The sequence below is a fragment of the Jannaschia donghaensis genome, assembly GCF_001403795.1.
Classification (GTDB): Bacteria; Pseudomonadota; Alphaproteobacteria; order Rhodobacterales; family Rhodobacteraceae; genus Jannaschia; species Jannaschia donghaensis.
Genome location: NZ_CXSU01000005.1, coordinates 63208 through 82732, shown reverse-complemented (window position 1 = coordinate 82732; position 19525 = coordinate 63208). Strand labels below are relative to the sequence as shown.

The 19525-nt window shown below is 66.6% G+C and carries 17 protein-coding genes; 9 read left to right on the top strand and 8 right to left on the bottom strand.

Annotation, left to right across the window (positions count from 1 at the left end; all coding sequences use genetic code 11):
• The first annotated feature begins 100 nt into the window (after nucleotides 1–100).
• From JDO7802_RS00870 to JDO7802_RS00860, 3 genes are read left to right on the top strand one after another with little or no spacing between them, the layout of a single operon-like run.
• On the top strand, nucleotides 101–946 hold the full coding sequence (locus JDO7802_RS00870; protein ID WP_055081811.1) for a UTP--glucose-1-phosphate uridylyltransferase: 846 nt from the start codon (nucleotides 101–103) through the stop codon (nucleotides 944–946).
• Nucleotides 947–965: 19 nt separating this feature from the next.
• Nucleotides 966–1751, top strand: coding sequence for a trehalose-phosphatase (gene otsB / locus JDO7802_RS00865; RefSeq protein WP_055081810.1), 786 nt, complete (start codon nucleotides 966–968; stop codon nucleotides 1749–1751).
• A 3-nt stretch (nucleotides 1752–1754) separates the two neighbouring features.
• The gene (locus JDO7802_RS00860) at nucleotides 1755–3143 is read left to right on the top strand and encodes an alpha,alpha-trehalose-phosphate synthase (UDP-forming) (RefSeq protein WP_055081809.1); all 1389 of its coding nucleotides are present in this window, start codon (nucleotides 1755–1757) and stop codon (nucleotides 3141–3143) included.
• Between the two features lie 4 nt (nucleotides 3144–3147).
• On the opposite strand, the gene JDO7802_RS00855 is transcribed toward JDO7802_RS00860, so the two are convergent.
• The 3 genes from JDO7802_RS00855 to fsa form a co-directional block, all read right to left on the bottom strand.
• Nucleotides 3148–4068, bottom strand: a complete 921-nt coding sequence (locus tag JDO7802_RS00855) for a tyrosine recombinase XerC (protein ID WP_438501623.1) — start codon at nucleotides 4066–4068, stop codon at nucleotides 3148–3150.
• 2 nt (nucleotides 4069–4070) lie between these two features.
• Nucleotides 4071–4769, bottom strand: coding sequence for a DUF484 family protein (locus JDO7802_RS00850; RefSeq protein ID WP_055081807.1), 699 nt, complete (start codon nucleotides 4767–4769; stop codon nucleotides 4071–4073).
• 114 nt (nucleotides 4770–4883) lie between these two features.
• Nucleotides 4884–5537, bottom strand: coding sequence for a fructose-6-phosphate aldolase (fsa, locus tag JDO7802_RS00845; protein ID WP_055081806.1), 654 nt, complete (start codon nucleotides 5535–5537; stop codon nucleotides 4884–4886).
• Nucleotides 5538–5603: 66 nt separating this feature from the next.
• On the opposite strand from fsa, the gene JDO7802_RS00840 reads away from it, so the two are divergent.
• The 5 genes from JDO7802_RS00840 to JDO7802_RS00820 all read left to right on the top strand — a co-directional run bounded on the left by JDO7802_RS00840 (nucleotide 5604) and on the right by JDO7802_RS00820 (nucleotide 11422).
• Complete coding sequence (locus JDO7802_RS00840) at nucleotides 5604–6233, top strand: LysE family translocator (RefSeq protein WP_055081805.1); 630 nt, start codon at nucleotides 5604–5606, stop codon at nucleotides 6231–6233.
• A 42-nt stretch (nucleotides 6234–6275) separates the two neighbouring features.
• Nucleotides 6276–8465 (top strand): primosomal protein N', encoded by a 2190-nt coding sequence (locus JDO7802_RS00835; protein ID WP_055082921.1) that lies wholly within the window; start codon nucleotides 6276–6278, stop codon nucleotides 8463–8465.
• 115 nt (nucleotides 8466–8580) lie between these two features.
• Entirely contained in the window at nucleotides 8581–9669 is a 1089-nt protein-coding gene (gene hisC, locus JDO7802_RS00830) for a histidinol-phosphate transaminase (protein WP_055081804.1), read from the top strand.
• A complete protein-coding gene (locus JDO7802_RS00825) occupies nucleotides 9666–10580 on the top strand; it encodes a prephenate/arogenate dehydrogenase family protein (RefSeq protein ID WP_055082919.1) in 915 nt (304 codons plus the stop codon). Before hisC ends, JDO7802_RS00825 begins: the two co-directional genes overlap by 4 nt.
• Nucleotides 10577–11422, top strand: a complete 846-nt coding sequence (locus tag JDO7802_RS00820; RefSeq protein ID WP_055081803.1) for an extensin-like domain-containing protein — start codon at nucleotides 10577–10579, stop codon at nucleotides 11420–11422. Before JDO7802_RS00825 ends, JDO7802_RS00820 begins: the two co-directional genes overlap by 4 nt.
• Nucleotides 11423–11443: 21 nt before the next feature.
• Here JDO7802_RS00820 and JDO7802_RS00815 read toward each other — a convergent pair whose 3' ends face one another.
• The 3 genes from JDO7802_RS00815 to JDO7802_RS00805 all read right to left on the bottom strand — a co-directional run bounded on the left by JDO7802_RS00815 (nucleotide 11444) and on the right by JDO7802_RS00805 (nucleotide 15368).
• On the bottom strand, nucleotides 11444–13528 hold the full coding sequence (locus JDO7802_RS00815) for a peptidoglycan -binding protein (protein WP_055081802.1): 2085 nt from the start codon (nucleotides 13526–13528) through the stop codon (nucleotides 11444–11446).
• Between the two features lie 3 nt (nucleotides 13529–13531).
• The gene (locus JDO7802_RS00810) at nucleotides 13532–14746 is read right to left on the bottom strand and encodes a biopolymer transporter ExbB (protein ID WP_055081801.1); all 1215 of its coding nucleotides are present in this window, start codon (nucleotides 14744–14746) and stop codon (nucleotides 13532–13534) included.
• A 79-nt stretch (nucleotides 14747–14825) separates the two neighbouring features.
• A complete protein-coding gene (locus JDO7802_RS00805) occupies nucleotides 14826–15368 on the bottom strand; it encodes a gamma-glutamylcyclotransferase (protein WP_055081800.1) in 543 nt (180 codons plus the stop codon).
• Nucleotides 15369–15434: 66 nt separating this feature from the next.
• Here JDO7802_RS00805 and JDO7802_RS00800 point away from each other — a divergent pair, with 66 nt between their 5' ends.
• A complete protein-coding gene (locus tag JDO7802_RS00800) occupies nucleotides 15435–16403 on the top strand; it encodes a DUF2125 domain-containing protein (RefSeq protein ID WP_055081799.1) in 969 nt (322 codons plus the stop codon).
• Here the strand turns inward: JDO7802_RS00800 and JDO7802_RS00795 are convergent.
• The gene (locus JDO7802_RS00795; protein ID WP_055081798.1) at nucleotides 16398–17015 is read right to left on the bottom strand and encodes a hypothetical protein; all 618 of its coding nucleotides are present in this window, start codon (nucleotides 17013–17015) and stop codon (nucleotides 16398–16400) included. The two genes, JDO7802_RS00800 and JDO7802_RS00795, sit on opposite strands and share 6 nt — an antisense overlap.
• On the bottom strand, nucleotides 16978–19476 hold the full coding sequence (locus JDO7802_RS00790; protein ID WP_055081797.1) for a GcvT family protein: 2499 nt from the start codon (nucleotides 19474–19476) through the stop codon (nucleotides 16978–16980). The genes JDO7802_RS00795 and JDO7802_RS00790 overlap by 38 nt, the downstream gene beginning before the upstream one ends.
• Between the last annotated feature and the right edge of the window lie 49 nt (nucleotides 19477–19525).

The window sequence follows — 19525 nt, the reverse complement described above, 5'->3', positions numbered from 1 at the left end:
GCTGCGTATGCAAGATGATCCGTCCGCCGGATGGAACACCTGCGTCACTCCTCGGTTACACATCTTGAGACCGATTCACTATTATAGCCGGAGTCCTGCAATGACCGACCTCGCCACCGTCATCTTTCCCGTCGCCGGCATGGGCACGCGAATGCTGCCCGCCACCAAGGTCGTCCCGAAAGAGCTTCTGCCGGTCTATGACACCCCGCTGCTGCAATTCGCGGTCGAGGAAGCTTTGGCCGCCGGGGCCAAGCGCCTCGTCTTCGTGTCCCATCCCGACAAATCGGCGATCGAGGATTACCTCGCGCCCTCCGCCCGGCTGGAAGATTCGCTGTCGGCCAAGGGCAAGGAAACTCTTCTGGCCGCTGTTCGTCAGGCAACCGTGCCCGACGACGTGGAGGTGATTTTCGTGATGCAGCCCGAACCGCTGGGTCTGGGCCACGCGGTTCTGCAGGCGGCCGATCACCTGCTGGACGGGCCGGTTGGGGTGATCCTGCCCGACGACCTGATGCTTGGCACGCCCTGCCTGCGCGAGATGGCGATGGCGTTCGACCCCGACCGCATGACCAGCCTGATCGCGGCACAGGATGTGGCCCGTGACCGGGTTTCCAGCTATGGCATTTTCGACTGCACGCCGGGCGGGTCCGCCGTCACGCCCGCCAATGGTCTGGTCGAGAAACCGTTGCCCGATGCCGCGCCCTCTACCCTTGCGGCCGTTGGACGCTATGTCTTTAAGCAGGAGGTATTCGACGCGCTTCGCCAGACGGCCCCCGGCGCGGGTGGAGAGATTCAGCTGACCGATGCCATCGCGGACTGCGGCGGCATCCATGCGTTCCGCTTCTCAGGCACCCGTTTCGATTGCGGCAATCCCGACGGCATCGTCGATGCGACCCTCGCAGTGCAACAGCTACGCCAAGCCCCGGCGATCGTCTTGGCGGCTGAATAGGACCGGAGATGACCAGCCGATGCAGTATTACCAGATGACGGGATTCATGGGTGAGGCCGACGCAATAGACTTCGACGGGTTGGCCAAGGGGCTGCCCGATCCTGCGACGGCCACGCTGCTTCTGGATTTTGACGGCACATTGGTCGACATCGCCGACCGCCCCGACGGCATCACCGTGCCCGATCTGGTTCCGGACATCTTGCGCCGCGCCATGGATCAGCTGGACGGGCGGGTCGCCCTCGTCTCCGGTCGGTCGGTTGAAGCGCTGGAAGGCTTCGTGCCCGATTTCAACGGAACGCTGATCGGCACCCACGGGTCCGAAATGCGCCACGACGGCGTGCACGAAAACACCGTCACCTTCGATCGCGAGACCGTCGCCCGCCTGATCCGTCTGGCGCAGGATTTCGCGGCCCTGCGCCCCGAATTCCTGGTCGAGCCCAAGCCCTCGGGCGTGGTTCTGCATTACCGCCAGGCCACCGAACACGGCGCGCTTGCCCTGCGGTTCATGGAAAGCCTTGCCATGGCGGCCGAGGGGTTCCGCCTTCAACCCGCCCTCATGGCCTATGAGCTCAAGCCCGAAGGCGTGGGCAAGGACATCGCCTTGCGCGATCTGCTCGGCCGACCGGGGTTCGAGGGTAAGACTCCGATCTTCGCGGGGGACGACCTGACAGACGAACCTGCGCTGGAACTGATCCGAGAGCGCAAGGGGGCCACCATCAAGATCGGCATGGCCGAAACCGTGGCCGAGGCGCGCCTGCCCGACCCCGCCGCGCTGCTGAAGGTGCTGGACGACTGGCTGGCCTGACTGATGTCCTCCTCCAGCCGTTCATCGGGTGCGCCGGGCTCCGGCCGCATCATCGTCGTCTCCAATCGCATTCCCAAGGGGGATGTGCCTGCCGGAGGTCTCGTCTTCGCCATCGACGAAGTGCTGACGGCGGCGGGCGGCCTCTGGATCGGGGCTGCGGATCCGACCGAGTTTGCGCTGGAGGGACTGACCGAAATCGGGTCCGGTGCCTATGACCGCGCCACCTTCGCCATCACCGAGGCGGAGCATTCGGGCTATTATCTCGGCTATGCCAATTCCGTTCTTTGGCCCCTGTTCCACCATCGCCCCGACCTTCTGAATTTTCACGACGGCGATTTCGAGGCCTACGCGGCCGTGAACCGCCGCGTCGCGCGCGCCATCGCCGCCATCGCCGAACCCGAAGACCTGATCTGGATACAGGACTACCATTTCCTGATGGTCGCGCAGGAGCTTCGACAGCTGAACGTGACCAACCGGATCGGGCTGTTCCTCCATATTCCGTTTCCCAGTCCCACCGACGTCATGGCCTTGCCACAGGTCGCGGCCCTGTCGTCGTGGATCGCGGCCCACGACGTCTTCGGCCTGCAGACCAAGCGCGATGTCACATCAGCGAACGAGATGTTGCGCCACGATTCCAAGGCGTCGCTTATGCCAAACGGGCGCTGGCACCGCGCGGGCCACCAGTTTCAGATCCTGAGCTTTCCCATCGGCATCGATGCGGTAGGATTTGAAGAGACCGCCAAAGCCGCCGACGTGCCCCAATTGCAACTGGCCGCAAAGGCCCCCCTGTTGATCGGAGTCGATCGCCTCGATTATTCCAAAGGGCTCGTCCATCGATTCAAGGCGTTCGGGGATTATCTGTCGCGGCGGACCGAGGGCGCGCCGCGGCCCACCTTCCTTCAAATCGCCCCCGTATCGCGCGAGGATGTCACCGCCTATCAGGATATCCGGGAGGAGTTGGAGCAGGCGGCCGGGTCGATCAACGGGGCCCATGCCGATCTGGATTGGACGCCGATCCGCTATGTCCGTCGTCATTTCGACCGTGCCGTGATTGCGGGGCTCTACCGGCGGGCCGACGCCGCCCTGGTCACGCCGCTGGCCGACGGCATGAACCTGGTGGCCAAGGAATTCGTGGCGGCACAGGACCCGGACGATCCGGGCGTTCTGATCCTGTCGCATTTTGCCGGGGCCGCGGAACAGATGGAGGACGCGCTGCTGGTCAACCCGTTCGACCACGGCAGTTTCGCCGATGCCATCGACCGCGCGCTTCACATGCCGCTGGCCGAACGGCAGGAACGTCACGCCGCCCTGCGCGTCAGCGTTTTTGAGGAGGACATCGCCTGGTGGACCGAAGCGTTCCTGAAACGCTTGCGCGGCACGAACCGGACCTGACCGGTCAGCGCCCGTGCGGATGGGCGCGGGCGTAGGTTTCCATCAGATGCACCTGATCGACGGCGGTATAGGCCTGCGTCGTCGAAAGACTGGCATGACCCAGCAATTCCTGGATCGACCGCAGGTCGCCCCCCGCCTCCAGCAGATGCGTCGCGAAACTGTGGCGCAGCGCATGCGGCGTGGCCGAAGACGGCAGGCCCAGTTGCATCCGTGCCCGCGCCATCACGCCGGCCACGATCCGCCCGTTGAGTGGACCGCCCCGCGCCCCGCGAAACAGCGGGCCGTCGATCTCCAGATCGAATGGACAGGCGGCAACATAGCGGTTCACCGCATCCCGCGCGGCCGGCAGGACCGGCACGATCCGTTCCTTCCCGCCTTTGCCCCTGATGCGCAGGACGTCGGCCAGCGGCGCATCGCCGCCCGTCAGGCCCAGACTCTCGGAAATCCGCAGGCCACAGCCATAAAGCACGGTCACGACCGCCACGTCCCGCGCGGCGATCCACGGCGTCTCGCTTTGCAGTCCGACCGTCGCAATCAGGTCCTTTGCGGCCCCTTGAGACACGGGGCGCGGCAGCGGCTTGCGGAACTTCGGCGCGCGGGTCGACAGGACCGCGGTGGGATCGAACCCCTCACGCTCCGATAGCCAGCGAATGAACGATTTGACGGCCGAAAGATGCCGCGCGACCGATCGTGGGCCGGTCCCGCGCAGGCGCTGATCCGCCATCCAGGCACGCATGTCGGGCGTGCGGATCGCCCCGATCTGCGTCAGTCCCATCGGCCCGCCGCGATGCCCGGCCTGAAACGCCAGAAAGGTGGTGACGTCGCGCGCGTAGGCGGTCAGCGTATTGTCCGCCGCACCGTCCAGCGCGCGCATGTGATCCACCCAAGCGCTCAGCGCATCGCGCGCGCCGGGTGAAATCTCCAGGCTCACCCCAGGTGTCCGCGCAGCACCCGCTCGAACGCCTGTGTGAAAAACGTCAGAAGTTCCGTGCCCTGGTTGGCGCGGAACTGGTGCGGATCCTCCGCCCCGAAGGCCAGCATCGCGCCCAGCTTTTCAGGACCTAGGTCGATCTTCAAAAGCGCCTCCGACCGAATCCAGGCACTGTCTTCGCCGAACACCCACTCCGACGCGGGATGACACTGGCGCAGGGTGACACGACGTACCGGGACGTCGCGGCGCTGCGTGATGTAATCGTCGACGAACCCCGGATCGACCGGCGACACCGTGGCATGCGGTGCCGGCCCCGGCGTCGGGCTTTCCAGCACCAGCCGCACGCGGTCGACCCGCACGATATCGGCCAGTTCGCCCGGCAGCAGGTCCAGCAGGTGGGGCAGATCCGCTGCCTCCAACAGCTTGAGAACGCAGCGATGGATCTGATTGGTGCCCGCGAGGTTTTCATAGGCGGCGGCAATCACGCTGCGATGCGTATCCTCCAGGCGGTCCAGCCGCGCCTCCAGCCGGTCCATCGCGATGCCCCGCAGGTCCACGATATTCTTGCCCATCTGACGCTCGTTCGCGGCGATCAGCGCGCGCATCAGGTCCCGGTCTTCCAGGATCATGTCGGGGTCGGTCATCACGCGGTCACGCCAATCGGGCGCCGCGCTGCGGGCGGTGTTGTCTGCCATCTGCTCTCTCTTCGGTCTGATGCCGTTTGGAGGCGGGATAGCACGAACGACGCGGACCGGGGACGGAAAATCGCCCCCGGCCCGGTCATTGGCCGCGACTGTGGCGCGCGGGCCTTACAGGATCTTGATACCGGCCTTCTTCACGTCCGCCATGAACCCGTCCAGGCCCTTGTCGGTCAGCACGTGGTTTATCATCCCCTTGATGACGCCCGGAGGGGCCGTCGCCACGTCGGCCCCCATCAGTGCGGCGTCCTTCATGTGGTTCGCGTTGCGGATCGACGCGGCCAGGATTTCGGTCTCGAACCCGTAATTGTCATAGATGGTGCGGATGTCCCCGATCAGGTCCATGCCGTCCAGGTTCAGGTCATCGAGCCGACCGATGAAGGGGCTTATGAAGGTCGCGCCCGCCTTGGCCGCCAGCAGCGCCTGATTGGCCGAGAAGCACAGCGTCACGTTCACCTTGGTGCCTTCGTCCGTCAGCGCCTTGCAGGTGCGAAGGCCCGCCCAGGTCAGGGGCACCTTGACGCAGATGTTGTCGGCGATCTTGGCCAGGTGACGGCCTTCCTTGAGCATCTGATCGAAATCCAGCGCCACGACCTCGGCCGATACCGGCCCGTCGACCATGTCGCAGATCTCCTTCGTGACCTCGTTGATGTCGCGCCCGGACTTGGCGATCAGCGAAGGGTTCGTGGTCACGCCATCGACCATTCCGGTCTCGTTCAGGTCGCGGATGGCGTCGATGTCGGCGGTATCTACGAAGAATTTCATGTTGTCCCCGGGGTGCGTGTGAGCTTTGTTCTACAATACGCCTCCCGACATCCAAGGGCCACCCCAATGGACTTCACGCTCTGGTTGACCTTCGTGGCCGCTTCCACCGCCCTTCTGCTGGTTCCCGGCCCCACCGTCCTTCTGGTGACAAGCTATGCGGTGTCCCAGGGCCGCCGCGTTGCCGTGGCATCCGCAACCGGGGTGGCTGTGGGCGATGCGATCGCCATGTCGGCGTCGCTGGCGGGTCTGGGCACGCTGGTGTTGGCGTCGGCGACGTTGTTCACGGTGCTCAAATGGATCGGCGCGGCCTATCTGATCTGGATGGGGTGGACGCTGTTCCGGTCCGCAGATGCCGCCACCCTGGGACCCATCGGCACGGTGCGGAAGGTTCCCGCCCGCGCGGTCTTCGGCCATGCCGCCGTCGTAACTGCCCTCAATCCGAAATCCATCGTCTTCTTCATCGCCTTCGTTCCGCAATTCCTGCGGGCCGGCGACCCGCTGTTGCCGCAATTCGCGATCCTGACGGCAACCTTCGTCACGTTGGCCGCGCTCAATACGCTGACCTATGCGCTGCTGGCCGACCGATTGCGCGCGGGTCTGCGGCGGCCCGCAGTGCTGCGCCGCGTAACGCAGGGCGGTGGCGTCGCGCTGATGGCGATGGGTCTGGTGACGGCCCTGACGCGTCGGACGGCCTGACGCCCTCTGGCAAACGGGCGGTGCAGGGGCGATATGACCTCCATGACCCGTTTCCATCCCCCCGGCGCGCCCGTGGCCGTTCTGACGACCCAACCGCTCGACCGGGCGCTCGACTACCGCGCGCCCGAGGGCGGGGTGGAGGACGGGGCCTTCGTCGAGGTGCCGCTTGGCCCGCGCAAGGTGCTGGGCGTGGTCTGGGGCGCGGCGGCGGGCGACTGGCCGGTCGAGAAACTGCGCCCGATCCTGCGCGTCCTGCCGGTGCCGCCGATGGCGCAGGCGTTTCGGGATTTCATCGAACGCTCCGCCGCTTATACGCTGACGCCCCTGCCCGCGATGCTGCGCCTTGGCCTGCGGGCACCCGGTCTGGGCGAAGCACCGGGCAAACGGCGGGTCTACACGCTGGGAACCGGGGAGCCGGACCGCGCCACCGCCGCGCGGGCGGCCGTGATCGACGCCCTGCAAAGCCGCCCCGGCGATGTCTTCGCCCTGTCGGAACTGGCCGATATGGCAGGGGTTTCCTCGGGCGTGGTCAAGGGCCTGCTCAAGTCGGGCGCGGTGCTGGAACAGGCCACGCCGCGCGATGCCGACTATCCGACGCTGGACCCGCAGCGCCCCGGCAAGACGCTGGCCGAGGATCAGATTGCGGCGGCAGAAGGCCTGCGAACCTCCGTCAAATCGGGGACCTATGGCACGACCCTGCTTAAGGGCGTCACCGGGTCCGGCAAGACCGAAGTCTATCTCGAAGCGGTCGCCGAGGCTCTGGCGCAGGGGCGGCAGGCCCTTGTGCTGCTGCCCGAAATCGCGCTGACGGGTGAGTTTCTGACGCGGGTGGAGGCGCGCTTCGGCGCGCGGCCCGCCGAATGGCATTCGGGCGTCACCCAGGCCGAGCGTCGACGCTGCTGGACCCATGTCGCGACCGGCCAGGCCCGGCTGGTGGTGGGTGCAAGATCGTCGCTGTTCCTGCCGTTCCGCAGCCTTGGCCTGATCGTCGTCGATGAAGAACACGACACCTCCTACAAGCAGGAGGACGGCGTGCTCTATTCGGCCCGCGACATGGCCGTGCTGCGTGCGTCCTGCGAAGGCGCGCAGGTGATCCTCGCCACCGCTACACCATCGCTCGAAAGCTGGGCCAATGCGGAGCTGGGCAAATACGCGCGGCTCGATCTCACGTCGCGCTTCGGCGATGCGGTCATGCCGAAGCTGGCCACCATCGACATGCGCGATGAACAGCTGCCGGGCGGTCGATGGGTCTCCCCCACGTTGCAGCGCGCGATCGAGGCGCGGATCATCGAGGGCGAGCAGAGCCTGATCTTTTTGAACCGTCGTGGATACGCCCCCGTCACGCTGTGCCGCGCCTGCGGGCAGCAGGTCGCCTGCCACCAATGCGATGCGCGCATGGTCGAACACCGGTTCCAGAAACGTCTGATGTGCCACCAATGCGGGGAGACTGCGCCGATGCCGGACGCCTGCCCGTCGTGCAAGGTGGAAGGCAAGATGGCCGCCGTCGGCCCCGGCGTCGAACGCATGGCCGAGGAGGTGACGACCCTGTTCCCCGAGGCGCGCGTCGCGATCCTGTCGTCCGACCTCTTCGGGTCCGCACGCAGCCTCAAGGCCAAGGTCGAGGAGATCGCACGGGGCGGGGCGGACATCATCGTCGGCACGCAGTTGGTGGCCAAGGGACATAACTTTCCCAAGCTGACCCTTGTGGGCGTCATCGACGCGGATCTCGGGCTTCAGGGCAGCGACCTGCGCGCCGCCGAACGCACATTCCAATTGATGCGCCAGGTGTCGGGGCGTGCGGGGCGCGCGGACAAGCCGGGCGTCGCGCTGATGCAGACCTATCAACCCGAGCACCCCGTCATCCGCGCGATCCTGTCGGGCGACGAGGAATCTTTCCTGCGCGAGGAAGCGGATCAGCGCCGCGCCGCGGGCGTCCCACCTTACGGCCGTATGGCCGGCATCGTCATTTCCGACACCGATGGCGCGACAGCCTTCGACGTCGGCAATGCCCTGGCCCGCGACATCACGCCCCTGGCCGCGATCGGTGCCGAAGTTTACGGCCCCGCCCCCGCGCCCATTGCGCGCATCCGGGGGCGGCATCGCGTGCGACTGCTGGTCAAGGCCCCCCGCCAGGCCCCGATCCAGCCGGCACTGGCCGATTGGGTCGGGCGGATCATCCTGCCCCGCTCGACCCGGCTGAGCATCGATATCGACCCCCAAAGCTTCCTGTGACCGGGGCAAACCCCTCGCGCGCGCGGAGGTATTTACCGCCCGAAGAAAGAGCCGCCATTGCCCCTCGGGGCCCGCGCGGCATAGAACACCCCGGACCATCCGGGAGCCATTCGACATGACCGCCGCACCCAAACCCCAGCCGGGGATCATGGACATCGAACTCTACGTCGGCGGCACCTCCAAGGTCGACGGCGTGGACGACATCCTGAAGCTATCGTCGAACGAGAACCCGCACGGTGCCCCCGAAAGCGCCCGCGCCGCCGCCGCCCATGCCGCGCAGGCCATGCATCTCTATCCTTCCACCGACCACGCCGGTTTGCGCGCCGCCATCGCCGAGGTGCACGGGCTGGACCCCGATCGCGTCATCTGCGGCGTGGGGTCGGACGAGATCATCCACATGCTCTGTCAGGCCTATGCCGGGCCGGGCGATGAGGTGCTGCACACCGAATACGCCTTCCTGATGTACGCCATCAGCGCGCGCGGCGCGGGGGCCACGCCGGTGCAGGTCGCGGAAACCGCGCGCACCGTCGACGTCGACAAGCTGCTGGCGGGCGTGACCAACGCCACCCGCCTTGTCTTCATCGCGAACCCCGCCAATCCCACTGGTACCTTTATGGGCGGACAGGATGTCGTGCGTCTGGCCGACGGTCTGCCCGACGGGTGCCTGCTGGTCCTTGACGGGGCCTATGCGGAATACGTGCCCGACTTCGATGGCGGGCTGGGGCTGGCGACGACGCGCGACAACGTCTTCGTGACGCGCACCTTCTCCAAGATGTACGGGCTGGGCGGATTGCGTATCGGCTGGGGCTACGGGCCGCAGGCGATCATCGACGTGCTCAACCGCATCCGGGGCCCGTTCAACTTGTCGAATGTGGCGCTGGCCGCCGCCGAAGCGGCGATGCGCGACCGCGACTTTGCCGCCCACTGTCTGGCCGACAACACCGAACAGCGGGCGCGCCTGCGGGCCGGTTTGGCCGATCTGGGCCTGCCATCGGACGCGTCCGAGGCGAATTTCGTCCTGGCCCGCTTCGCCGACGAGGACGAGGCGCGGGATGCCGACACCTTCCTCAAATCCCAAGGCGTGATCGTCCGGCATCCGGCGAATTACGGCCTGCCCCACTGCTTGCGCATGACGGTGGGGGACGGGGCCGGAACGACCCGGCTGCTGGACGCGCTGACCGCGTGGCGGGCGCGCGGCACATGAGCGTGATCTATCACCGCGTCGCTTTGATCGGTCTGGGCCTTATCGCGGGGTCCATGGGCCTGCGGATGAAACGCGACGGACTGGCGGGTGAAATCGTCGGCACCGCGCGGTCCGCCGAAACCCGCGCCACCGCGCTGGATCTGGGGCTGTGCGACCGGGTGACCGAAACGGCGGCGCAGGCCGTGCGCGACGCCGATCTGGTGGTGTTATGCGTCCCCGTCGGCGCCATGGCCGAGGTCGCCGCCGACATCGGCCCACATCTGAAACCCGGTGCCACCGTCAGCGACGTCGGATCGGTGAAACGCGCCGTGATCGAGGCGGTCGCGCCGCACCTGCCACCGGGGGTCCATTTTGTGCCCGCGCACCCGTTGGCCGGAACCGAACACTCCGGCCCGACATCCGGCTTCGCGGAGCTTTTCGACAATCGCTGGTGCCTGCTGACACCGGTGAATGAGGCATCCGATGCGACCGATCGACTGGCCCGGCTGTGGCGCGCGATGGGATCGAACGTCGATACGATGGAGCCGGACCACCACGACCGTGTGCTGGCGGTGACCAGCCATGCGCCGCATCTGATCGCCTATACGATGGTCGGCGTGGCGGACGATCTGCGCCGTGTCACCGACAGCGAGGTCATCAAATATTCGGCCGCCGGTTTTCGGGACTTCACCCGCATCGCGGCCAGTGACCCGGTGATGTGGCGGGACGTTTTTTTGAACAACAAGGATGCGACGCTGGAAATCCTTGGCCGTTTCACCGAAGAATTGTTCGCGTTGCAACGGGCCATCCGCAAGGGTGACGGCGACCATCTGCACGATTATTTTACACGAACCCGCGCCATCCGGCGCGGCATCATCGAAGCGGGACAGGACACCGACAAGGCCAACTTTGGCCGGGGAGACGCGCCATGAGACCGATCCTTGCACTTGCCCTGCTTGCCCTGCCCGCCGCCGCCGATATCCGACCCGAGCCGCGGCCCGTCTTGCAGCTGGAGGTGATGTCGACGCGCGGCAGCATCGAAACCCCCAAAATCGCGGCGGTCCCCCGGTCCGTGCGCCCCGTAGAGCGTTTGACCCCCGAAGACCGGCTGGCGCTGACCATGGCCGCAGCGATCCGGTCGCCCGAACCGCGCATCGACATCACCGGCAGCGTGCGACAGTCGGACCGTCCCGGCCTGCGCCCCGACGATCTTGTTCTTGCGGCCAGTCGCACGCCCCGCCAAGGCCAGAGCGGTGGAGGCCCTTGCGGGCGGAGCAGCATCGTCGCGACCCGGATCGATCCCGTGAACGGATCCGGGGCCTGCGGCATTCCGAACCCGGTCCGCGTCACAGCCGTGGGTGGCGTCGCGCTGAGTCGGCCGACGCGGATGAACTGTGCCACCGCCGTCGCCCTGGACGATTGGGTTCGGCAGGGCGTTCTGCCCACCGTCGGGCGCACCGGCGGCGGGGCCGTCGCATTGCAGGTGGCCGCCGGCTATTCCTGCCGCACCCGCAACAGCCGGGCGGGTGCCAAGCTGAGCGAACATGCCAAGGGAAATGCCATCGACATCTCCGCCATCACCCTCGCCAACGGGGAGCGTCTGACCGTGCTGTCCGATTGGGGCCGTGGGGCCAAGGGGCGAATGCTGCGCACCTTGTGGCAGCGGGCCTGCGGGCCGTTCGGTACGGTGCTCGGACCTGAATCCGACCGCTATCACCGCGATCATTTCCACTTCGACGTGGCCGGCTACCGCTCCGGCCCCTACTGCCGGTGACGCGCTTCGGCGCGCGCCCGTTCAGCGTTCCGTCAGCTTGAGCTCGATGCGCCGGTTCCTTGCCCGAGCCGCGTCCGTGTCGGCCGTGTCCACGGGCCGAAACTCCCCGAACCCCGTCGGCGCGACCCGGTCCGGCGGCACACCCAACGCTTCGATCAAATAGAGCGCGACCGAAAGCGCGCGGCCCTGGCTCAGCTCCCAATTATTGGCATAGCGACCGAAACCCGACAGCGGGACGTCGTCGGTATGGCCGTCGATCCGCAGGACCCAGTCGATGTTCGGGGGGATCTGGTCGGCAACATCCAGGATGATGTCCGCGACCTGTGCGATCTGCTGGCGCCCTTCGGCCTGCAACTCCACATCGCCTTGCGGAAACAGCACTTCGGACGAGAAGACAAAGCGGTCGCCAACGATTTCGATCCCGTCGCGCCCGTCGAAGACATCGCGCAGTTGGCCGAAGAATTCCGACCGGAACCGCTCCAACTCCGCGGCCTCTGCCGCAAGCCGTTCGGCCCGCGCCTTCTCCTCCGACGCGACCTGGGCCAGCGCGGTGTTAAGGCGACTGCCCAGCGTGTCGATCTGGATCTGCGCCTCTGCATCCCGTTCCTCGGCCGCCGACAGAAGGTTCTGCAAACCACCCAGCTGCGCGCGCAATTCGGCGACCTGTTGGTTCAGGACAGCCGCCTCGCGCTGCGCGACGATCCGGTCGTCGTCGACTTGGGCCAGTTCCGCCCGCGCCTGCCCCAGCAGTGCGGCCATCCGCTCCGCATCCGTCAGCGCGGTGGCTTCCTCCTCCTCCGCCGCCAGGCGGCGCGCCAGTTCGGCGGCAAGGTCGTCGCGCAGATCGCTCTGCGTGACTTGCGCCGCGTCCCGCGCGGCCAGCGCTTCGTTCAGGCGACGCTCCAACTCCGTCCGGCGCGCGTCGGCCTCCGCCACGGTCGATCCGCGCGCGTCCAGCGTCGCCTGCAGCCGTGCCACCTCGGCGCGCAAATCGGCTTCGGTCGCGTCTCCCGCGTCCAGCCGGGCCAATGCGGTCGCAAGACGATCTTCGATATCACCGACACCCGCGCGGCTGTCGTCCAGATCGGCGAGGGCCTGTGCCAGACGATCGGTCAGGTCGTCGCGGGCTGTCTGCGTCGCGGCCAGCAGGGTCAGCGTCTCTTCTGCTTCGCGACGCTGCGCCTCCAGCGCAAGGGTCATCGCCGTCAGTTCGGCCTCGGACCCGGCCAACCGGCTTCGCAAGGCTTCCGCAGCCGCAGCTTCCGCCAGACGTTCGGTTTCCGCGGCCGTCAGGTCGGCATCCGCATCGGCCAGTCGTTCGCGCAGGGCCTGCGCCGCCGCCAATTCGGCCAAGCGCGCTGACTCGGTCTCGTCCAGCGATGCTTCAAGGTCGGTCACCTGATCCTGCAACGCCTGCGCCGCATCGCGTTGTCCGTCCAATGCGGCCAGGGTCTGGGCCAGCGTTGCCTGCCGGGTTTCGGATTCGGCGCGAAGGTCCACCAGCAAGGCCTCCACCGCTTCGCGCCGGGCCGCTGCCAGCCGGGCCACTTCCGCGCTTTCGTCGATTTCGTTCCGGGCGGCTGCCAGCGCCAATTGCAGCGCCTCCCGCTCATCGATGATGCGGGTCAGCTCCCCTTCGGTGGTCGCCAGTTGCCCGGCCAGCGCCGAGCGCTCCCCTTCGGTCGTCTCAAGCGATGTCGAAAGCCGGTCGCGCGTCGCGATAAGGCTGGCGACCTGTTCCTCGAAAGTGGCCACACGACTGGTCAGATCATCGCGCTGCGCCGACAGGGTCGCGATCAGCGCGGCCTGCGTATCCCGCTCCGCGCCCAATTCGGCGACGTCATCTTCCAACGCGGCGGCGCGCGCATTCTCCAGCCCCAGGGCGCGAGACAGGGAGGCGACCTGCGCGCTGAACGCTTCCAGCGCCTGTCCTTGTCCCTCGATCGTGTCGGACTGACCTTCGATGGTTTCCGACAGGACGAATTGCACGATCATGAAGATCGACAGCACGAACATCAGAACCAGCAGAAGCGCCGTCATGGCATCGACGAACCCCGGCCAGACGTTGGCCGTGAACCGCTGTCCGTTGCGCCGCGCGAAAGCCATGGATCAGGCCCCGTCCGGTTCGCCGTCGCCTTCGGCGTTGGACGCCTGCATCTGGCGGTTCAATTGTCGCAGCGTGCGGGTCAGCGACCCTAGGTCGCCGCGCAAATCGTCGATGGCGGCCTGCCGTCCCTGCTGAACCTCCTCGAAGACCTTGAGCAGTTGCACATCGATCGACCGCAGGCGCATCCGACTTTCGGCATCCAGCCCGCCGTCACCCGACGCCCCGGACGACCCTTGCAGAACCGTCACGATATTTTCCTGCCCCTCGGCCACACGGTTGAGCGCGTCGGCCGTGCCGACCCCGCCGTCCATCCGGCTGGCCATGGCGGTCACCGCTTCGGTCAGATGGGCCATCTTGCTGTCGGCAGCCAGACGCCCGGCTTCGGCCTTGGCGAACATATCGCCCAGCGATTCCATCTGGTAGTTCATGTGGTCCAGCACGGCGGCCAGGGAATATTGGTCGATCGTCTCCTCCCCGCCGTCGCCGACAAGGCCGACGCGCGTGATCGACGACAGCCAATCCTCCATCTCGCGGTAGAAGCGATTCTGGCCATGGCCCGCGAACAGTTCCAGCAGGCCCACGACGAGCGACCCCGCCAGACCGAGCAGCGACGACGCGAAGGCCGTGCCCATGCCTGCCAGCTGCGACTCCAACCCGCTGATCAGACGGCCGAAGACCGCGACGCCACCCTCGCCGTTGTCGGGGTTCAGGTTGCGGATCGTGTCAACGACGGCCGGGACGGTGGTCGCCAGACCCCAGAACGTGCCCAGAAGGCCAAGGAAGATCAGGGTGTTGACGATATAGCGCGTGATGTCCCGCGCCTCCTCCATCCGTGCGCCGACCGAATCGAGGATCGAGCGGGAAGACGATGACGAGATCTGGCTGCGCGCCGACCGCGACCGCAGCAGCGATGCCAGGGGGGCCAGCAGGCCGGGGGGGCGCGTGATGTCGTGGCCGCTGCGCTGCTCGGCGAAGCCTTCGATCCAGCTGACCGAACTGAACAGCTGAAAGACCTGTGCGAAACAGGCCAGCACGCCCAGGACGAAAACCAGGATGATCGTACCGTTCAGCCACGGGTTCGCCGAAAAGATCGGCGCGACCGTCGGATAGGCCAGCACCACGCCCACGCCGACAGCCACCAGAACCACCAGCATCTGAACGATCTGCCGGATCGGCTGCGAAAACTGGGTGCCGTGGTCGAGAGGGTCGATGGTCATGTGGCCTCTGGCCCTGCGCGGGCGCTGCGTGATTGCATTGAAAACCCTAGCGGCGCTGCGATTTGGTCACAAGCGCGGCTCAGGCGGCATCCATGATCTGTTGCACACGCGTGACCAGCCAGCCCATGTCGTCGTCGCGAATGCCCAGGGCGGCCAGACCCGCGGCCGTCCGCGTCAGGTATTCATGGTTCGGACCGCGGCCACCGGTCGCCCGCGCGATGATCTGCGCCTGCTCCTCCAGCGTCAGTTCGGGGCAGTACTGGTCGTGCGTCCTGTCGATGACGTAGGCCAGCGCGGTCACGGCCTCCCCGTCCTCTCCCAAAAGCGTGACGTGCTGCTCGAAATAGGCAGAGGAGATCAGCTCCCGCTCCCGCAAGGCCCGCAGCGCCGTTTCCGGCTCGGCCGCACGCAGGGCCAGGCCGGTGCAGCTGCTGCCATCGTGAGGCTCCAGCGCCAGAACCAGACCGGGATCTTCCTGCGAGCCGCGATGGTGGATCGACCGCATGCAAAAGCCGCGCCGGAAATCGGCAAGGGCCGCCAGACGCTGCTCGGCCACGTCGATGCCGGGGTTCCAGATCAGCGAGCCATAGCCGAATACCCAGAGTTCGTCCGGAATGGTCATCTGCGGTCCTTTCGCGCATCCGTTCCCCCCGATAGACGGGGCGAGACATGGGCGAAAGGGCCGGGCATGGCGAAATGGCTGACGGGGCTGGTGGCGGTGGTCGCCCTGATATGGGGCGGTTGGTGGTGGTTCGGCTCCGGTGCGGCGGAGCGGGGCATCATCGCGGGGATCGAGGCCGCGCGGGCGCAAGGCTGGCGGATCGAATACGACGACCTGTCCGTCGTGGGCTTTCCCAGCCGCTTCGACACCACGGTGACCGATCCGCGCGTGACCACGCCGGACGGCGACATCCTGTGGTCCGCCCCCTTCGTGCAGGCGTTCGCGCTGGCCTATCGCCCCAATCACGTAATCGCGGTCGCGCCGCCCGAAATGACGCTGGACCTTCCCGGCAACGCAATCGACATCACCAACGAGGCGTTGCGCGGATCGGTGATCGTCACCCCCTCCACCACCCCGGTGCTGGATCAATCGACCGTCGAGGGGATGGCGGTGCGCGTGGCACTCGCCGATCTGTGGGGGGAGGCGGCGACGGCACTGCTCGCCACGCGGCAGGCCGGCACCGAGACGGCGCACGATGTCGCGCTGTCGCTATCGGACATCACGCTGTCCCCGGCCATCCGCGACCTTCTCGACACGCAGGGTCAGCTTCCCGACCGGATCGACGCGGTGAAGGTGGAAGCGGAAATCGGGTTGACCGACGCGGTCGGACCGGGTCGGCAACCGATCATTCAGACGGTCCTGCTGCGCCGGGGGGAGATCGTCTGGGGCGACATCCGCGCCGATCTGACCGGAGAGGTCGCGGTCGATGCCGATGGCCGCCCGGACGGCGCGCTGACGCTGGCGCTGGAGGGGTGGGAGCCGCTGATGGCAGGTGCCGTCGCACAAGGACTGCTGACGACGGGCGAGGCCGCGATCCTGAATGCGGGCGTCGCGGGACTGGCGGGGAATGACGGCATAGCGCGCGTGCCCGTCACGGTGTCGAACGGCACCGTCAGCGTCTTTGGCCTGCAGGTCGTTGTCCTGCCTCCGTCATAGATCGAACGGCAGAACACGGCGCTGCACGCCGTCCGCCTGCGCCGCGCAGGAGTTGTCGGGCGGTGCCGTGGGCGGGGACGACGCAAGACGCTCCGCGATAACGGGGACTTGTCGCACGACGATTTGCGCGATGCAGATCGCTTCCTGCGAGGTCAGCGGTTCCGCCCGATCCAGCCGGATGCCGATGTCACGGGCCACATCGACCTGCTGTCCCAGACGCGCGAGGTTCACGACCACGATCCGCCGCGCGTCGAATGGCTTCATCACCGTGAAGGTCGTCACCGCAGATCGTTTGCAGACGCCCGGACAGATACGCCGCAGATGCTTCAACCCGTCGGCATTTTCAGGGCGGCGCAGCAGGATAACCTCCAACGCCGCGTCCGCAGGATCATCCGCGACCCATTCCACGCTCAGGCCGCTGGCCACGATGTCCGGCTCCTGCAGGGACGCCAGAACCTGTTTGGATCCGTCCCCGCTCAGATGCAGCGAGGGTTCGGCGGGCAGGCTGAAGGGATCGAGCCAGAGATATGCTCCAAGGCCGATCGCCGCAAGAAACAGAAGTGTCAGCCGTCCCCTAGCCGTCGATGCGGATCCGAGCGTTGGTCGGGTCATAGGGGCTGTCCTCGGTCACTTCGGCGTCCCAGAGCTTGCGCTGCATCCGCACGCGCAGTTTCGTGCCTGGAACGGCCAGATCGGGGCGGACATAGCCCATGCCGATCGACTTGGAGAATGCGACGGAATAGCCGCCAGACGTCAGACGCCCAACCTTGGTGTCGCCGTCGTACAGCGCCTCGCGCCCCCAGGGGTCCGCGTCCGCCGGCCCGTCGATCAGCATCGTGACGCATTTCGAACGGATGCCGACGTCCTCCATTGCGGCCTTGCCGTGGAATTGCTTGGACAGGTCGACGAAGCGGTCCAGCCCCGCTTCCAGCGGCGTCGCATCCCGGCCCAGTTCGTTGCCGAAGGCGCGATAGGATTTTTCTTGGCGCAACCAATTCTGCGCGCGGGCCCCGACCAGTTTCAGGCCGTGCTGCTCCCCAGCCTCCATCAGACGGTCGAACAGATAGTTCTGCATCTCCATCGGGTGATGCAACTCCCACCCCAACTCGCCGGTATAGGCCACGCGGATCGCATTCGTCGGGCACATCAGCAGTTCCAGCCGCCGCGCCGACAGCCAGGGAAACCGCTTGTTCGACAGGACGGTCGACACGTCGGCGTCGCGCACGACCTTGTTCAGGACGGCGCGCGCGTTCGGCCCAGCCAGCGCGAAAACGCCGTGCATCCCCGTGCAATCATCCAGCCACATCGGCCCGAACCGTTCCACGTTGTCGTTGATCGCCTGTGCCAGAAAATCGCTGTCGTAGCTTTGCCACGCCCCCGCCGACACCAGGTAGAACGTGTCTTCAGCCAGCCGCACGATGGTGTATTCCGTCCGCGTCGTCCCAGCCTCGGTCAGCGCATAGGTCAGGTTGATGCGCCCCACCTTCGGCAGTTTGTTCGTCGTGAACCAGTCGAGGAAGGCCGCCGCCCCCGGCCCGCGCAGCTTGTGCTTGGTGAAGGCCGTCGCGTCGATCATGCCGGCCGTCTCTCGGATGGCCGTCGCCTCCTCCACCGTGTGTTTCCACCAGCCACCACGACGGAAACTGCGCGCATCATGATCGAAACTCTCGGGCGCATCGAGGGGGCCGAAGTAGTTGGGCCGCTCCCACCCGTTGACGCAGCCGAACTGCGCGCCGCGCGCCTTCATGCGGTCGTAGGACGGCGCGGTCTTCAGGGGGCGGCAGGCGGGCCGCTCCTCATCGGGGTGGTGCAGGATGAAGACGTGGTCGTACGCCTCCTCGTTCTTGCGGGCGGCATATTCCGTCGTCATCCAGCGTCCGAACCGGCGCGGGTCCAGCGACGCCATGTCGATCTCCGCCTCGCCCTCCGTCATCATCTGCGCGAGGTAATGGCCCACGCCCCCGGCCGCCGTGATCCCGAAACTGAACCCTTCGGCCAGCCACATGTTGCGCAGGCCAGGAACGGGCCCCACCAGCGGGTTGCCGTCGGGCGTGTAGCAGATGGGGCCGTTGTAGTCGTCTTTCAGACCCGCGTTCTCGGACGATGGAATGCGGTGGATGAAAGACATGTATTCCGCCTCGATCCGGTCGAGGTCGAGGGGGAAAAGATCGGCACGAAAGCTGTCGGGCACGCCATACTCGAACCGCGCGGGCGCGTTCTTCTCGTAGGGGCCCAGAATCCAGCCGCCCCGCTCCTCGCGTACGTACCATTTGGCGTCGGCGTCGCGCAGGACGGGGTGCTGCGGTTGCATCTTGCGGTATTCGACCAACGCGGGGTCCGGTTCGGTCACGATGTACTGGTGTTCGACGACGACGGCCGGGATCTTGATGCCAAGCAGCTGCGCCGTGCGCTGCGCGTGGTTGCCGGTCGCGGTGACGACGTGGTCGGCGTGGATCACCACCTGCTCCTCCGACGCGACCAGATTGCCGCCCTTCTCCACCATCTTGGTGCAGGTCACGTCCCAGTGGTCGCCTGTCCAATGGTATCCGTCCACCTGCCAACGCCGTTCGATCTTTACGCCGCGATCCCGCGCGCCTTTGGCCATGGCCATCGTGACGTCGGCGGGGTTGATGTAGCCGTCGGTCGGATGGAAGATCGCGCCTTTCAAATCCTCGGTCCGCACCAGGGGCCAACGCTCCTTGATTTGCGCGGGCGTCATCCATTCATGGGGGATGTCCACCGTTTCGGCGATGGAGGCATAGAGTTCGTATTCGTCCATCCGTGCCTGCGTCTGCGCCATGCGCAGGTTGCCAACGACGGAAAAGCCGGGGTTCAGGCCGGTCTCCTCCTCTAACGTCTTGTAGAGCTTGATGGAATGGTCGTGGATATGGCTGGTCGCATAGCCCATGTTGAAATACGGCAGCAGACCTGCCGCGTGCCATGTCGATCCGGCCGTCAGCTCGTCCCGCTCCAGCAAAACGACATCGCGCCATCCCGCTTTTGACAGCGCATAGGCGATGCCTGTGCCCACGGCACCGCCGCCGACGATGAGTGCTTTGACGTGGGTTTGCATGATTGGTCCCGAATTGCCTGGCCTCACTGTGCCTCAACCGATGCGGCGC